The organism is Streptomyces katrae, assembly GCF_000717655.1.
GTDB classification, from domain to species: Bacteria; Actinomycetota; Actinomycetes; order Streptomycetales; family Streptomycetaceae; genus Streptomyces; species Streptomyces katrae_B.
Window position 1 is genome coordinate 206679 of the sequence record NZ_JNZY01000010.1, and the last position, 16192, is coordinate 222870.

Genomic DNA, 16192 nt, shown 5'->3' on the forward strand with positions numbered 1-16192 from the left:
CGAGATAACTTGCTCCGCATCTCCCCCGCTGCTCCCTGATTGAGGTGCCGCCCCATGGAGCTCTCCCCTTCCGCCCACGCCGACCCCTTCTGCAGGGACCGGCTGCCGGCCTTCCCCCTCTGGCCCGAACTCCACTTCGATCTCCCGGAGTTGGCCTACCCCGACCGTCTCAACTGCGCCGGACGCCTGCTCGACGAAGCCGTCGAGCGCTGGGGCCCCGACCGCCCCTGTCTGCTGACCCCGACCGAGCGCTGGACCTACGGCGAGCTCCAGCAGCGCGCCAACCAGGTCGCCCAGGTGCTCACCGAGGACTTCGGCCTGGTACCCGGCAATCGCGTCCTTTTGCGCGCTCCCAACAACCCCTGGCTCGTGGCCGCCTGGTTCGGCGTCCTGAAGGCCGGCGGCGTCGCCGTCACGACGATGCCGCTGCTGCGCGCCGCCGAGCTCGCCGAGCTCTGCGACATCAGCCGCCCCACCGTCGCCGTGTGCGACCACCGCTACGTCGACGAACTCGCCGCGGCAGCCGGCCAAGGCCCTGCCGGTCTGCCGGTCCTCGCGTACGGGGGCCCCGGGGTCATGGACCTGGCCGCGCGCTGCGCGGCCAAGAGCGGCGTGTTCGCCACCGTCCCCACTGCTGCGGACGACGTGGCGCTGATCGCCTTCACCTCCGGTACGACCGGACGCCCCAAGGCGACGCTGCACTTCCACCGCGACGTGCTCGCGAATGCCGACACCTTCTCCCGGCATGTCCTGAAGCCCCGCCCCGACGACGTCTTCACGGGTACGCCGCCGCTCGCCTTCACCTTCGGCCTCGGCGGGCTCGTGGTCTTCCCGCTGCACGTCGGGGCCGCGACCCTGCTCATCGAGCAGGCGGGGCCGGAGCAGCTGGCCGATCTCGTCGCCGAGCACGGCGTGACCGTCCTGTTCACCGCGCCCACCGCCTACCGCGCGATCATGGCCGCCGGCGCAGTGGACCGACTGGCCGGGCTGCGCCGCTGCGTGTCCGCCGGAGAGGCGCTGCCCGCCGCCGTGTGGGAGGAGTTCCACGCCGCCACCGGGCTGCGCATCATCGACGGCATCGGTGCCACCGAGATGCTGCACGTCTTCATCTCCGCGGCCGACGGGGACATCCGGCCCGGTGCCACGGGCCGGCCCGTGCCCGGCTACCGCGCCGCCGTGGTGGACCGGTACGGCGACCCCGTCCCCGACGGGCAGCCCGGCCTGCTGGCGGTCACCGGACCCACTGGCTGCCGCTATCTCGCCGATCCGCGCCAGACGGCTTACGTCAGGAACGGCTGGAACATCACCGGGGACACCTACATCCGCGATGCCGACGGCTATTTCTGGTATGTGGCCCGCAGCGACGACATGATCGTCTCCTCCGGCTACAACATCGCGGGCCCGGAGGTCGAGAAGGCCCTCGCCGCCCATCCGTACGTCGAGGAGTGCGGGGTCGTCGGCGCCCCCGACGAGCGGCGCGGCATGCTGGTCAAGGCGTACGTCGTGCTCGGGGCCGGTGTCCCTGCGGACGAGGCGACGGCCCGTGAGCTCCAGGCCCACGTCAAGGGGACCATCGCCCCGTACAAGTACCCGCGTGCCGTCGAGTTCGTCGAGCGGCTGCCGCGCACCGGCAACGGAAAGCTCCAGCGCGGCGAACTGCGCGAATGGGCCCGAGCCGCCGCCGTGGCCCCGGCCCCGGATCCCACCCCGGCCCCGGTCGAAGCCGACGGCGGATGCGCCGCCGGCTGCCCCGAAGCCCTCGTCCCGCACCTGCCGAGCGTGGTCGTCGAGCGCCGCGTCGAGTGGCCCGACACCGACGCCGCCGGGCACTACCACCACTCCACCGTCGTGCGCTGGGTCGAGGCGGCCGAGGCCGTGCTGCTGCGCCGCCTGGGCCTGGCGCACCTCTTCGGCAGCACCCCGCGCGTCCACTTCGAGGCCGACTACCGGGCCCGGCTCTGGTTCGGCGAGGCCGTGCGCATCGAGCTGAGCGTCGCCAAGGTCGGCGCCAGTTCCCTGCACTACGTGTTCACGGTCCACGGCGAGGGGGACGTGGAGGCCGCCGCCGGGCGGATGGTCATCGCCCACTCCGCCTCCCGCGCGACCGGGACCACGCCGTGGCCCGCCGACGTACGCGAGGTGCTGACGAAGTCGGGCCCGCAGGCACCGGAACTCCTCACGAGAGATATCGAGCATTGTTGACGATCGCCAAATCTGCACCATATGTTGTTCCGGAACCACGAGGAGGTACGCCGTGCGCGTAGCAGTCATCGGAGGAGGGCCCGGCGGGCTGTACTTCGCAGCCCTGGCCAAGCAGCTCTCCCCCCACTGGGACGTCACCGTCTGGGAGCGCAACGCCCCCGACGACACGTTCGGCTTCGGGGTCGTCTTCTCCGACGAGACCCTCGACGGCATCGCGCAGGCCGACCCTGAGATCCATGCGGCCATGTCGGCCGAGTTCGCCCGCTGGAGCGACATCGACGTCACCTACCGGCGCCGGACCCTCACCTCCGGCGGCCACGGCTTCGCCGCCCTGGGCCGCCGGCAGCTGCTGCGGATCCTCCAGGAGCGCTGCGCCGCCCTCGCGGTGGACGTCCGCTACCGCACCCAGGCCCCGCCCGCCGCCGAGCTGGCCGCCACGTACGACCTCGTCGTCGCCTGCGACGGCGTACGGTCGGCCACCCGCGCCGCCTACGCGGACACCTTCGGGCCCGAACTGGACGAACGCCCGGGCCGCTACATGTGGCTCGGCACGGACAAGGTCTTCGAGGCCTTCACCTTCCTCGTCGAGGAGCGGGACTTCGGCACCCTCCAGGTGCACGCCTACCCCTACGACTCCACCCGCTCCACGTTCATCGTGGAGATGGACGAGGCCGCGTGGCGGCGCGCCGGCTTCGCGGAGTTCGCCGACCGTGACCACCCGCCCGGCGCCAGCGACACGGACAGCATCCGCCGCTGCGAGGAGATGCTCGCCGGCCACCTGGACGGGCACCGGCTCCTGCCCAACAACTCCAAGTGGCTCCGCTTCACCACGGTGCGCAACCGCACCTGGCGGCACGAGAACGTCGTCCTCCTCGGAGACGCCGCCCACACCGCCCACTTCTCCATCGGCTCGGGCACCAAGCTGGCCATGGAGGACGCCCTCGCCCTGGCCGCCTGTCTGCACGAGCACCCGGACGTCCCCGGCGCGCTCGCCGCGTACGAGGACGAGCGCCGCCCCGTCGTGGAATCGACCCAGCGCGCCGCCCAGGCCAGCCTCGAATGGTTCGAGAACATCGGCCGCTACACGAGCCAGGAACCGCCGCAGTTCGCCTTCAACCTGCTGACCCGCAGCCGCCGCGTCACGTACGACAACCTGCGCGTGCGCGACGCGGAGTTCACCACCGCCGTCAACTCCTCCGCTCCCGTGCCCCCCATGTTCCGCCCCTTCCCGCTCGGCGGACTACTCCTGCGCAACCGGGTCGTCGTGCCGCCCACCGCCCTCGGCACGGCGCGCGACGGCATCCCGGGGGACTTCGACCTCGTCCACCTGAGCACCCAGGCCCTCGGCGGATCCGGCCTGGTCCTCGCCGGGATGACCGCCGTCAGCGCCGAAGGCCGGGACGGAACCGGCTGCCCCGGCCTCTACACCGACGAACAGGAGGCCGCCTGGCGGCGGATCACCGACTTCGTCCACGGCCAGACCGACACCTGCCTCGGCATCCAGCTCACCCACGCCGGCCGCCGCGCCGGAACCGGGGACGGTCCGCCGATCGCCGCGTCCGCCCTCGCCTGGGACGAGCGCAGCCCGGTCCCGCGCGAGGCCACCCGGGCCGATATGGACCTCCTCGTACGGGACTTCGTCCGCGCGGCCCGGCGAGCCGACCGGGCGGGCTTCGACGTACTGGAACTCCAGTACGGACACGGCCGGTTGCTGTCCGGTTTCCTCTCGCCGCTGACCAATCTGCGGACCGACGCGTACGGCGGCGACCTCGCCGGTCGGCTGCGCTTCCCGCTGGAAGTGCTGGACGCCGTACGGGAGGTGTGGCCCGCCGGCAAGGCCCTGCTCGTCCGGATCTCCGCGGCGGACTGGGCCGAAGGCGGCCTGACCGAGGCCGACGCCGTGGCCATCGCCCGCGCCCTCGCCGAGGCCGGCGCCGACGGGATCGACGTCTCCACCGGCGAGGTGGTCGCCCACGAGCGGCCCCGCTACGGCCGCAGCTACCAGACCCCGTACGCGGACCTGATCCGCAACGCCACCGGGGTCCCCACCATCGCCGTCGGCGCGATCTCCACGTACGACGACGTGAACTCGATCGTCCTGGCCGGCCGGGCCGACCTCTGCGGGGTGGGCCGCGCCCAGCTCCACGACCCGCTGTGGACCCTGCACGCCGCGGCCGCCCAGGGCTACCACGGGCCCGCCGCGCCCTGGGCGCCCTCCTGGAGGGCCGGCAGCGGCAGACCGCCCGCCGCCCGCACCGACCGGGTCCCGCCGCGCCTGGAGCTGCTGCGCCGGCCCGCCGCGCCGGTGCACCAGCGCTGGATGCCGCGCCTGGCCGCCGCCGCGCCGGCCAACTGAGGAGACCCCGATGGAGACCCTGCCCCCGAACCGCCCGCCCCTGCACCACCTGCCCCGCTTCACGGCCGCGGCCGTCCAGGCCTCGCCCGTCTACCTGGACCCCGCCGCCACCGTCGACAAGGCCGTCGCGCTGATCGCCGAGGCGGCGGCCAACGGCGCCGAACTCGTCGTCTTCCCGGAGGTGTTCGTCCCCGGCTACCCGTACTGGAACTGGACGATGAACCCCGTCCAGGGCTCGCCCTGGTTCGAGCGCCTCCAGCGCGCCTCGGTCGACATCCCCGGCCCGTACGTCGACACCCTGCGCGCGGCGGCCCGCCAGTACGGGGTCGTGCTCGTCATCGGCGTCAACGAGCGTGCCGCGCACAGCCTCGGCGTCCTCTACAACACCCTGCTCACCATCGGACCCGACGGCGAACTCCTCGGCGTGCACCGCAAACTGGTGCCCACCTGGGCCGAGAAGCTCACATGGACCGGCGGCGACGGCAGCTCCCTGCGCGTCCACCCCACCCCCGTCGGCCCGCTCGGCGCCCTCGCCTGCGGCGAGAACACCAACACGCTGGCCCGCTTCACCCTCCTCGCCCAGGGCGAACTGGTCCATGCCTCCTGCTACATCGCCCTGCCCGTGGCTCCGGCCGACTACGACATGGCCGATGCCATCGCCGTCCGTACCGCCGCCCACAGCTTCGAGGGCAAGGTCTACTCCGTCGTCGCCTGCTCCACCGTCTCCCCGGAGATCGTCGACCTGCTCGCCGGGGACGACGAGGAGCTGCGCGCCCTGTTCCAGCGGCCCCGCAGCGCCCTGTCCGGAATCTTCGGCCCCGACGGCCGCCCCGTCACCGAACCGCTCGTCGACGACGAGGGCATCGTCTACGGCGAGATCGACCTCGGCCGGTGCATCCAGCCCAAACAGATGCACGACATCACCGGCCACTACAACCGCTTCGACATCTTCCGCCTCGAAGTCGACAACCGCCCCCGTCTGCCGGTGACCTTCACCGCGCCGCCCGCGGGCCCCCTGACCACCACCGCTGAGGAGGACGTATGACCATCGAGCAGGACGACACGATGCTCGGCCGCGCCCGGGTCTCCGACACCCCCGAACTCGAGCGCTACTACGGCGAACTCGAGGCCCTGGACGCCGGCGCCCTGTGGACCGTCGCCAACGACATCGAGCCCTGGTACCCGCAGCCCAAGTCCGTTCCCGTGCTGTGGCGCTACGAGGAGCTGCGGCCCCTCGTCCACAAGGCCCTGGGCCTGGTCAAGGCCGACGACGCGGGCCGCCGCGTCGTGATGCTCGTCAACCCCGGGCGCAAGGACGTCAGCGCCGCCGCCGGCCTCCTCTACACCGGGCTCCAGATCATGGGCCCCGGCGAAGCCATGACCGCCCACCGCCACCAGGCCGCCGCCCTGCGCTTCGTCCACGAGGGCACCGGCGCCTGGACCGTCGTCGACGGCCAGAAGCTGAAGGTCGGCCCGCGCGATTTCGCGATCACCCCGAACGGCACCTGGCACGAGCACGGCAACGACGCCGAGGACGCCCCCGTCATCTGGCAGGACGGCCTCGACATCCCGCTCGTCAACGCCCTCGACGCAGGGTTCTACGAGGTCCACCCCGAGCTCCACCAGATACCCGGGAAGGTGGTCAACTCCTCCGTGCTCCAGTACGGCGCGAACCTGCTCCCGTACGGCTCGGAGCGGTGGAGCAGGCCGTACTCGCCGCTGCTCGCCTACCCTTGGGAGCCGACGTACGAGGCCCTGCTGGGCCTGGCGAAGGCGAGCGAGGGGTCCCCGTACGACGGGATCATCGCCGAGTACACCAACCCGGTCACGGGCGGCTCCGTGATGCCCACCATGGGCGCCCACATGCAGCTGCTGCGTCCCGGGCAGGCCACCCGCGCCCACCGGCACACCGGCTCGGTGATCTACACGGCCGCCAAGGGGCACGGGGTCTCGGTCATCGCCGGGCAGCGCTTCGAATGGCGCCAGGGCGACATCTTCTGCGTCCCGTCCTGGGCCTGGCACGAGCACCACAACCTCGATCAGTCCGAGGACGCCTGCCTCTTCTCCTTCAACGACTTCCCGGTCATGCGCTCGCTCGGCTTCCACCGCGAAGAGGCGTACCCGGACAACGACGGCCACCAGCCCATGCCGGCCGCCGCCCCGACCGCCACCGCCTGACCCCGAGGAACCCCCATGCGTCTGCTGACCTTCACCACCACCGGCGATTCCGCGGCCCGCCTCGGCGCCGACGTCGACGGCCTCGTCCTCGACCTCGCCGTCCTGGCCGACCACGCCGGCGTCGACCTCCCGCGCGATCTGCTCTCGTTCGTCCAGGCAGGACCCGCCGCCCGGGAGACCGCGGCCCGCCTCCTCACCGCCCATGCCTCCGCCCGCCCGGCCGGGGCCGTCCACCGGCTCGAAGAGGTCACCCTGGCCGCCCCGCTGCGCCCCGGCAAGATCATCGGGGTCGGCCTCAACTACGTCGAGCACGTGGAGGAGTCAAGCCGCAGTCTCGACACCGACAAGGAACTCCCGCCCCGGCCCGTCCTGTTCAGCAAGCCCGCCACCGCCGTCACCGGCCCCGGCGCACCGGTCCTGCACAACGGCGACCTCACCCAGCAGCTCGACTGGGAGTGCGAACTCGCCGTCGTCATCGGCCGTACCGCGTTCCGGGTGAGCGAGGAGGACGCGTACGAGCACATCTTCGGCTTCAGCATCGTCAACGACATCAGCGCCCGCGACCAGCGCCGCTCCGGCCAGTGGTTCTTCTCCAAGGGGCAGGACTCGTACGCACCCTTCGGCCCGGTCGTGGTCACGGCGGACGAGATCCCCGACCCCATGGCCCTGGACCTCTCGCTGCGCGTCAACGGCGTCACCAAGCAGAAGTCGAACACCCGGCACATGCTGTTCCCGATCGCCCGTCTCATCGCCGACATCAGCTCCGGCGTGACCCTGGAGCCCGGCGACGTCATCGCCACGGGATCGCCCTCCGGCGTCGGCGCCGGCATGGTGCCGCCGGAGTTCCTCGTCCCGGGTGACACGGTCGAGGCGACCGTCGAGCGCATCGGCACCCTGGCCAACCCCGTCGTCGACGCCCGCTGACCGTACGCCCAGCAAGCACCGAGGAGTACCCGTGCCGCCCCGCACCTACCGCATCGGCCAGATCGTGCCGAGCTCGAACGTGACCATGGAGACCGAGGTCCCCGCCATCCTGCGCGCCCGCCAAGCGGTGCTGCCCGACGAGAGGTTCACCTTCCACTCCAGCCGGATGCGCATGACCCATGTGACGCCGGAACAGCTCAAGGCCATGGACGCCGACTCCGACCGCTGCGCCGTGGAACTGTCCGACGCCCGCGTGGACGTGCTCGGCTACGCCTGCCTCGTGGCGATCATGAGCATGGGCCTCGGCTACCACCACACCTCGGAGCAGCGACTGCACACCCGTACGGTCGAGAACGGCGCCCCCGCACCCGTCGTGACCAGCGCGGGCGCCCTCGTCCACGGACTGCACACCATCGGCGCCCGCAAGATCGCCCTGCTCGCCCCGTACATGCGCCCGCTCACGCGGACCGTCGTGGACTACCTCACCCACGAGGGCATCGAGGTGCTCGACTACGAGGCCCTCGAAATCCCGGACAACCTCGACGTGGCCGCCCACGACCCGGCCAGGCTGCCCGGCCTCGCCCGCGCGCTGGAGTACGCGGACGCCGACGCGGTCGTGCTCTCCGCCTGCGTGCAGATGCCCTCCCTGGGCGCCATCGAGGAGGCCGAACAGCTCCTGGGCAAGCCGGTGGTGTCGGCGGCCGTCTGCACCGCCCACCAGATGCTGCGCGCCCTCGGCCTGCCGGCGCTGGCCCCGGGGGCGGGACACCTGCTCTCCGGCGCGTATGCGCAGGCGCCGCTGCCGCAGTAGTCTCCGCCGGGCTCGCGGCGGGCTCGATATGATCGCGACCGCGTACAACGGAAGGCGATCATGTCGGACAGCCCCCTCAGGCCCAGCTCGTTGATCAACACGGTCTACGGAGCGTTCCTGCGCCGCCTCGGCGGCTGGATCTCCATCGCCGACCTGATCACGCTGATGGGCGAGCTGGACGTCGACGGCCCGGCCGTGCGGTCGGCGATCTCGCGGCTCAAGAAGCGCGGCGTCCTCGAACCGGAGCGGCGCGGTGCCACCGGCTACCGGCTCAGCCCGGCCGTGCACCCCGTCTTCGACGAGGGCGACCGCCGCATCTTCGCCAGCCTCGAGCCCGCCGACCTGGCCGACGGCTGGGCCATGGCGGTGTTCTCCGTACCGGAGTCCGAGCGCTCCCACCGCTACCAGCTGCGCACCCGGCTGACCTGGCTCGGCTTCGGGAACATCGCCCCGGGTGTGTGGCTGGCCCCGGGGCGGCTGCTCGAGGACGCCCGCGGCATGCTCGTCCGGCTCGGCCTCAGCGAGTACGTGCACCTCTTCGCCGCCGACTACGCCGCCTTCAGCGACCTGGCGCAGACGGTGAGCGAGTGGTGGGACTTCCCGGCGATCCAGACGCAGTACGCGGCCTTCACCGACACCTACGCCCCCGTCGCCGAGCGCCTCGCGGCGGAGGGGGAGCCCGGCCCGGCCGAGGCGTTCCGCCACTACGTGCCACTGCTCACGCAGTGGCGCCGCCTCCCGTACCTCGATCCCGGCCTGCCCACCGAACTCCTGCCGGCCGACTGGAACGCGGTGGCCGCCCGCCAGGTCTTCCAGCAGCTCCACGCGGTCCTGCTGGAGCCGAGCCTGCGCCACGTCCGGGAGGTCACCGGGCTGGAGGAGGCCACCCCCTAGGGCAGCGGCGGGATGGTGTACACCGGGATCGACGGATCGTTCGGGGCGGGCTTCCACGGCGTCCAGTCGGGCGTCAGGGTGGGACGCGGCGGCGCCGGCGGCGGATTGGGGCCGCGGTTGGGGTTCTGCGGGACCGACGAGGTGCGCGGCGGGGGCGAGGCCTTCGGCCGGGCGCCGGGGGTGGCCGTCGGGTCCGGGGTCTCGTCCGGCTCCGCGGCGGCGGGCGGCGCGGTCGGCGCCGCCGTGGTCGGCGAGGACGAGGGCGAGGCCGTGGCCGAAGGGCTCGCGCTCGGCGTCGGCGAACCGGACTTCTCCGGCGCCGGGGACGCGCCGCCGGAACAACCGCCGAGCAGCAGGCTGCCCGCCAGCAGCGCGGTCATAGATATCGGCACTCTGCCGTGAGGGCTGACGCCCACCGGCCACCTCCTGGAACACGATCTGGTCAGTGCGCGGTGATCGTAGCCCAGACCTGCGCAGATGCTTCCGGCAGGTTGATCGGTGACCCCGGGCGCAATGCGGACCGCGTCGCACCCGCCGCCGGCGTCAGGGAGCACCCGTACCCGCCCGTGCGAGGGCGACGACGCCGGCACAGATCAGTGCCACGCCCAGCAGTTGGGGGAGCACCCACCACCCCGCCCGCAGGTGCTCCTCGTACAGGACCACGCCCAGCGCGATGCCGATGCCCGCATCGCCCAAGGTCAGTGCAGGCTGCGAGGCGACCAGCGGCCCGCCCTGCATGGCGTGTTCGAGCAGCAGCAGGGCACAGATGCCTGTCGCGCCGAAGGCGTACGTCTGCCACGCGGTCAGGAAGCCGACGATGCCGTGCTCGGTCAGCACGAACACGGAATGCTTCATCAGGGCCGCCGTGATCGCGTAGCAGACGGCGGTGGCCGCGCCGAGGCAGCCGGCCCGCGCACGCCCCGGCGGCCTGCGCAGCCCGGCCACCGCCAGGGCCGCGACGACGGCCGCGCACGCGGCGAGGGCGGGGATCCACCGGTCGGCCGGCACGTGCGTCCGGTTCCCCGTGGGGGAGGCCGCGAACAGCGCCACCCCCAGCCCGGCCACCACGCCCGCCACGGCCAGCCACAGCGCCCCCGGCAGCCGCCGCCGGGCCACCAGCGAGGCGATGAGCAGCGCGAGCGGCAGCTCCAGGACGAACAGGGGCTGTACGAGGACCAGCGCACCGGTGGCCAGCGCCGCGGCCTGCCCCACCCCGGCCGCGATCACGGCCAGGATCCCGGCGATCCACACGGGCCGCTTCAGCAGATCGAGGACCAGGCCGAACCGGAAGCCCTTGCTCTGCGGCACGGTCAGGGCGGCCCGGCGCTGGAGCACGGTGGCCAGCGCATTGCTGAGCGCAGCGAACAGCGCGAAGAAGACCGGCAGCACGACGCCCATCCGCCGATCCTCACGGCCCCCGTCGCACCCCCGGCCCGCCGACACGCCCCGACGAACGGATTCCCCCTGTCCGGTCCTCCGGCGACGGGGGCGGAGGGGTCAGCGGCCGGCCCTGGCCCGGGCCAGGGCCAGCGCCGCCAGGGCCTCCGGTGCGCCGGCCTGGCCCCGGATGCCGGGGAAGGCGTTGACGTCCACGATCAGCGGGATGCCGTCCCCGGTGTCGATGAGGTCGACCCCGAAGACGTCGAGGGCGAACACCTCGCCGGTCCGGCGGACCACGTCCGCCCAGCCGGGCGGCAGTTCGGCCAGGGCCGGCGGCCGGGTCGGACCCCGGCCCTCCGGTGCGAGCTCGGAGCGCCGCAGCGCGGCGAAGACCCGGTCCCCGATGGCCCACAGCTTGTGGTCCCAGCCGCTGTTGGGCACGAACTCCTGGACCACGACCGGCTCCTGCGGCCAGGCGTCCGCCAGCTCGCGCAGCCGGGCGCGGTCGTCGACCCGGGCGACCAGGTCGTGCCTGCGGCTGTGCCGGCTCTTGACCACCAGGGGCGAGGCGCCGAGCGGCTCACCTGCCGCCCATGCCGCGAGGGAGCCGTACGTACGCGTGCCCGCGAACGGCAGACCGCCCTGCAGGGCCAGCTCCGCCATTCGGGTGCGGTCCTGGCAGAGCGTGGTCGCCGCCGCCGAGTTCAGCACCGGGGCTCCGCGCCGTTCCAGCTCCCGGGCGAGTTCAAGTGCCCACCGCGTGCGCGACTTCAGCAGGTATACGTCGGCCAGGTCGTCAGGGGCTTCGTCCACGGCACCCGGATCCAGCGACTCCACCCGGTGCCCGGCGGCTTCGAGCAGCGCCGTCGCTCCGGCCAGCAGCGGATGGCCGGGCTCCGGCGTGACCAGGCAGATCCTCACAGGGCGCCCTCGCCGGCCCGCGCGGACGCCTCCACGGGCGACCCCTGCACCGGCGACGCCTGCACGGGAGACGCCTGCACCGGCGCCCCCTGCACCGGGATCGACAGCGGCAGTCCCTGCGGCACCCGCGGGCGGCACACGGCGGCCGCCGTCGCCGCCGGGCTGCCCGTCCGCGCCAGCCCCAGCACGGCCCGGGCCACCCGGGCCGCGGCGTCCGGTACCTGACGGAAGCTCGGGAAGTCGTTCACGTCCACCACCACGGGCCCGTCGGGACCCAGCAGCACGTCGACCCCGTACAGGTCGAGCCCGTAGACCGCCCCCACCTGCGCGGCGATCGCCGCCACCTCGGCGGACAGCGGTACGCGCCGCTCCCGCACCGCCGGATCAGGGTGCAGGGGCGAGCACCGCTCGGTGGCGAACAGCTCCCCGCCGACCGCGTACACCTTGATGTCGGCGCCCGAATTGGGCACGTACGGCTGGGCGATGAGCATGTGCTCGCCGGCCAGCCCGGGGAGGACCGCCTCGAGCTCCGCGGGCGAGGCCACCAGGTGCACGGCCCGCCCGGAGCTGCCGTCCGCGGGCTTGACGACGAGGGGGTACTCCGCGGCCGGTACCTCCCGCAGCAGTTCCGGCCGCGCCACGGCGTACGTCGGGGGCATCGGAAGCCCCCGGGTCCGGGCGATGGCGGCTGCCAGCGCCTTGTCCCGTACGCCACGGATCGAGCGGGCGTCGTTGACCGTGGTCATCCCGGCCGCGGCCGCGGCCTCGAGCAGGGTCAGCCCGGGACCGCCCGACACCGTCTTGAGCACCCAGGCGTCGTGCGTGCCCGAGGCGACGACCTCGGTCATCCGCAGCAGCGAGCCGCCCGGCCGCACCACGTCCACCTGGTGGCCCCATGCGGTGAGCTGCCGGATCACCTCGTTCGGCATGCCGTCGTGGCGGTAGTGCTCCTCCACCAGGAAGCAGAGCCTCATCGACCTTCCCCATATTCCCCGGACGTCCGCCGATCCCGTCCGGCGAGTTGTGACGTCACAGGATGTCATGGACCGCAATGTGATGATCGGTCCGGATGGGGGCGCGGGCCTTCCGGCCTCCGGCCGCCGTCACTCGCGGTGCGTGGTGGCCGCCAGCGCCGCGTCCCGTACCTCCGTCTCCGCGTGCCGCCTCAGCTCCCGCAGCAGCGCCCGCCACTCGGCAGGCCAGTCGCAACGCCCGCCCATCGCCGAGGTGAGCGCGACGGCGAACAACCCCGGAACCAGGGCCCCGTCCTGCGCGAGAGCCCGTACGGCCTCCAGCACCACGGCGGGGTCCCCGACCCGGTCGCCGTGCCGGTTCCCGTCGCGGAGCGAGCCCGCCGTCGTCGCGGCCAGCCCGGGCCGGCCCGCGTGAGCCGTCACGAGCGCGGCCAGGGCCGCCCGCAGCTCCGGCAGGTCCGCCCGCAGGTCGACCGACCGCCTCAGCAGCGCCACGCGGGCCGTGGCCAGGGCGGGTTCACCGGCGAGCTGCCGTACCAGGGCCGCGCGCAGCCGGTGGTGCTCCGCCGCGACGATCTGGCTCAGGAACCGCACCCGCTGGAGGGCCGGCAGATCGCGCTCGGCCTCGGCCTCCGCGTCGTCCCCGGACCGTACGACGGCCAACAGCTCGTCCACGGCACGATGGAACTGGCTCCCGGTCTCGCCGCCGCCGAGGGGGTGCGGGAGCCCCGAACCGGCGATCTTCTCCAGCGCCGTCGCCGCGGCCTGCCAGCCGGGGTTCGGCGCCAGGTCGCAAACGGCCCGCCGTACGGGGTCCGCGGCGTCCGGCGCGTAGGCGACCCAGTCCGGCAGCGCCGCGACCGCCTGACCGGCCACGGACCGGTGGGGAGAGGCGGCGAGTAGCGCCACCAGCCGGGCGTAGCGCGGCCGGTGCGGCGCCGCCACCGAGAGCACCGGGGTGTGCGCGATCACGGCCCCGGCCTCCCGCGTACCGCTCGCCGCTGCCGTCTCCAGCAGGTCCCAGACCTCCCCGGTCCCCAGGAGCCCGATCGCCAGGTTCACGGCGGCGGTCGTCACGTCGGGATGGCTGTCGGCGTCGCCGCAGATGCGCGCCAGCAGCGCCGCGGCCCGGCGGGGCGGCAGGAACCGCGCGGTCAGGCGGAGCGCCTCCTTGCGGCTGGTCACCTTGACCCCCGAGGGCGCCGCCAACAGCCCGTCCAGCAGCTCCGCGAGCCGGGTCGGCGCGGTCCCCGCCGCGGCCCGCCCGGCTGCGTACACCGCGACCCGGGCGTGGTCGTCGCCCGCGTGCGCGAGCAGTTCGGGCAGGACCACGGCAGGCTCCACCGTCCGGGCCGCGGCGGCCAGGGCGGTCTCCGCGAGCCGTGTGTCCGCCGAGCGCGCGTGCCGTCGTACGAACTCCAGCCCGTGGTCGGGGATCCGCGCCGCCGAGCGCAGGGCGTCCGCCCGCTCGTACACCGTCCTGGATTCGTCGCCCACGGCGACCTCGGCGAGCCAGGCCGCCTCCTCCTGCTGGCGCGGCACCCACCGGTCCGCCCGCTCGAGCCGGGGGAGCGGCCGTGCGGAGCCCTCGCGCAGGAACCGGCCGTACGGCGGGCGCGCGGCGAGCGCGGAGTCCAGCAGATCGGTGCGATGAGCCGACAGCACGTCCAGTACGGGCGCCAGCGCGACCGCCGACGGCTCCCGCTCCAGCAGTACGGCCACCCGCGCGCCGCGCGTCGCCGGGTCCGCCAGCCAGACCTCGGCGAGCCGTGGGAACACCCCGCCGGTGCACCGCTCCAGGGACTCGCCGAGCATCCGCTGGAGCTCCGGCATGCGGCGGCAGCGGTCCCCGAGGCAGGACACGAGCGTGAGCAGCGGTTCGTACTCGCCCTTGGACGCGCGGCCCTCGAGCCAGGGGCGCAGCACGTCGAAGATCCGCTGTTCCCGGCCGCGCGGCAGCACGCCCCCGTACCCGCCGTGCACCAGGTGCCCGGTGCGGACGGCACGCTCGCGGAGCGTGCGCAGCGCCCAGTCGAGCAGCGCGGAGGACGGTGCCGGTTCCTCCAGCACCGCGAACACCAGGCGTTCCAGGGCCCGGCGCGTGTCGTCGGAGTGGTCGCGGGCCTCGACGGCGTCCACGGCGATCCGTTCCAGGCAGGCCACCGGCGCCTCGGCGGCCAGCAGCGGCACCGGCACCCTGGACAGTGCCGCCAGGGCGGCCGAGCGCACGGGGTCGCGTTCGTTGCGCAGCCTCCGCGTCATCAGTTCGAGCACCTCGCCCAGCGCTTCGGCGTCGCTCGCGTGGACCGCGTTCTCGACGAGCCGGACCCAGGCCACCCGGCGGGTGTCGGCGTCGGAGCTCCGCGTCCCGGCGAGGAGTTCCGGCCGCGCCTCGGCGACCGGGAGGTGCGCGACCACTTCGAGGAGTCGGTCGACCGCCCACGCGTCCCGGCGGGCGCGGTCCGCCCGGCGCCGCGCCACGGCCTGGCGGCGCTCGCGCGGGAGCACGGCCAGGACGTCGTCGGGGACCATCCCGTCGGGGGCGGGGAGGTGCGCGGTGGCCGCGTCGTGGAACGCCGCACGCCGGCCCGGAGGCAGCGCCTTCAACAGCGCGGCCAGGTACGCGGGGCGCCCTGCCCAGCGCCGGCCGAGGGCGGGCAGGGACGGCGGATCGGCCCGGACGAGCTGCCGCAGCCGGGACGGCGGAAGGAGGTACTCCTGGTACCCGTCCGCCCGTTCGGGGGAGGTCAGCCAGCGTACGAAGCGCTCCGCGTCGGCGGCGACGAGCTCGCCGACCCGTTCGTCCAGGCGCCGGGGCAGCCGGCCCGGCCCGTACTGCTCCAGCAGGCCGAGCACGCGCTCAGGGGCGGCGGGCAGCGCCTCGGCCAGACCCGGGGCCTGACGTTCCCACCAGCTCGCGCGCAGGCCCTCCGGCAGCTCCGCCAGTTCGCTCGCCGCCTGGTCCAGCACCGGGCCGGGGTGGCAGCGGCCCAGCCGGTTCCAGTGGGTGACGGCATGGGCCAGCTCCGGCAGCAGAGCGGAGACGAACTCCGGCCCGCAGGCGGGGAGGAGCAAGGCGGCCTCGGCGTCGCCCCACTGGGCCCGCACGAGGGGCGTCAGCCGCTCCGCGAGAGCCCGGCGTGATCCCCGGAACACGGCTTGCGTCAGCTCCCGGCGGATCTCGGCGGAGGCATCGTCGTACGCCGCCTCGATCGCCTCGTCCGGCACGGGCAGCGTGCGCACGGCCCGCCGGGCGAAGGACCGCACCACCGGGTCCGGATCGGCCAGCCGTTGCGCCAGGTACTCGGTCTGCCGCCCCGCCGATGCCGCCAGCGCCGCCAGCCGCCGCTCGTAGCGGCCCCGGCCGGCCAGCTCGGCCAGTACGCCGGGCAGTTCGCCGCTGCGGGCGAGGTCCCGGGCGGTGGTGGCGAGCAGCCGCAGCCGTTCGGCGTACGGGAGCGGATCGAGGTCGGCGAGCAGGCGTTCGACTGAGCGTGACATGGGGTTCAGTGTGCGCACCGGGGCTGACGAGGAGAAACGGTTTCCCGGCGG

11 protein-coding genes and 2 pseudogenes are annotated in these 16192 nt (G+C 74.0%); 9 read left to right on the top strand and 4 right to left on the bottom strand.

From position 1 onward, the window contains the following. Nucleotides 1-54: 54 nt before the first annotated feature. The 9 genes and pseudogenes from IF09_RS0114660 to IF09_RS45610 all read left to right on the top strand — a co-directional run. Nucleotides 55-1665 (top strand): annotated as a pseudogene (locus tag IF09_RS0114660) (AMP-binding protein); the annotation flags it as partial. A gap of 144 nt (nucleotides 1666-1809) precedes the next feature. Next, nucleotides 1810-2202 (top strand): annotated as a pseudogene (locus IF09_RS46965) (acyl-CoA thioesterase); the annotation flags it as partial. A 52-nt stretch (nucleotides 2203-2254) separates the two neighbouring features. Beyond that, nucleotides 2255-4558, top strand: a complete 2304-nt coding sequence (locus IF09_RS0114665) for an FAD-dependent monooxygenase (RefSeq protein ID WP_030295703.1) — start codon at nucleotides 2255-2257, stop codon at nucleotides 4556-4558. A gap of 10 nt (nucleotides 4559-4568) precedes the next feature. Next, nucleotides 4569-5603: a carbon-nitrogen hydrolase family protein gene (locus IF09_RS0114670; RefSeq protein ID WP_051832453.1), complete on the top strand. Its 1035-nt coding sequence runs from the start codon at nucleotides 4569-4571 to the stop codon at nucleotides 5601-5603. Next, on the top strand, nucleotides 5600-6736 hold the full coding sequence (locus IF09_RS0114675; RefSeq protein ID WP_030295705.1) for a cupin domain-containing protein: 1137 nt from the start codon (nucleotides 5600-5602) through the stop codon (nucleotides 6734-6736). The genes IF09_RS0114670 and IF09_RS0114675 overlap by 4 nt, the downstream gene beginning before the upstream one ends. 15 nt (nucleotides 6737-6751) lie before the next feature. Beyond that, nucleotides 6752-7660, top strand: a complete 909-nt coding sequence (locus IF09_RS0114680) for a fumarylacetoacetate hydrolase family protein (RefSeq protein ID WP_030295707.1) — start codon at nucleotides 6752-6754, stop codon at nucleotides 7658-7660. An 85-nt stretch (nucleotides 7661-7745) separates the two neighbouring features. Then, nucleotides 7746-8471, top strand: coding sequence for an Asp/Glu racemase (locus IF09_RS0114685; protein WP_051832527.1), 726 nt, complete (start codon nucleotides 7746-7748; stop codon nucleotides 8469-8471). Nucleotides 8472-8531: 60 nt separating this feature from the next. Continuing rightward, complete coding sequence (locus tag IF09_RS0114690) at nucleotides 8532-9365, top strand: PaaX family transcriptional regulator C-terminal domain-containing protein (protein WP_030295714.1); 834 nt, start codon at nucleotides 8532-8534, stop codon at nucleotides 9363-9365. A 12-nt stretch (nucleotides 9366-9377) separates the two neighbouring features. Then, a complete protein-coding gene (locus IF09_RS45610; RefSeq protein WP_030295715.1) occupies nucleotides 9378-9767 on the top strand; it encodes a hypothetical protein in 390 nt (129 codons plus the stop codon). Nucleotides 9768-9908: 141 nt separating this feature from the next. Here IF09_RS45610 and IF09_RS0114700 read toward each other — a convergent pair whose 3' ends face one another. The 4 genes from IF09_RS0114700 to IF09_RS0114715 form a co-directional block, all read right to left on the bottom strand. Continuing rightward, entirely contained in the window at nucleotides 9909-10763 is an 855-nt protein-coding gene (locus IF09_RS0114700) for a DMT family transporter (RefSeq protein ID WP_030295716.1), read from the bottom strand. Between the two features lie 99 nt (nucleotides 10764-10862). Beyond that, nucleotides 10863-11666 (bottom strand): ATP-grasp domain-containing protein, encoded by an 804-nt coding sequence (locus IF09_RS0114705; RefSeq protein ID WP_030295718.1) that lies wholly within the window; start codon nucleotides 11664-11666, stop codon nucleotides 10863-10865. Further along, on the bottom strand, nucleotides 11663-12640 hold the full coding sequence (locus IF09_RS0114710; protein ID WP_030295719.1) for an ATP-grasp domain-containing protein: 978 nt from the start codon (nucleotides 12638-12640) through the stop codon (nucleotides 11663-11665). The genes IF09_RS0114705 and IF09_RS0114710 overlap by 4 nt, the downstream gene beginning before the upstream one ends. A gap of 129 nt (nucleotides 12641-12769) precedes the next feature. Further along, nucleotides 12770-16141, bottom strand: a complete 3372-nt coding sequence (locus IF09_RS0114715; protein ID WP_030295720.1) for a hypothetical protein — start codon at nucleotides 16139-16141, stop codon at nucleotides 12770-12772. Nucleotides 16142-16192: the final 51 nt, after the last annotated feature.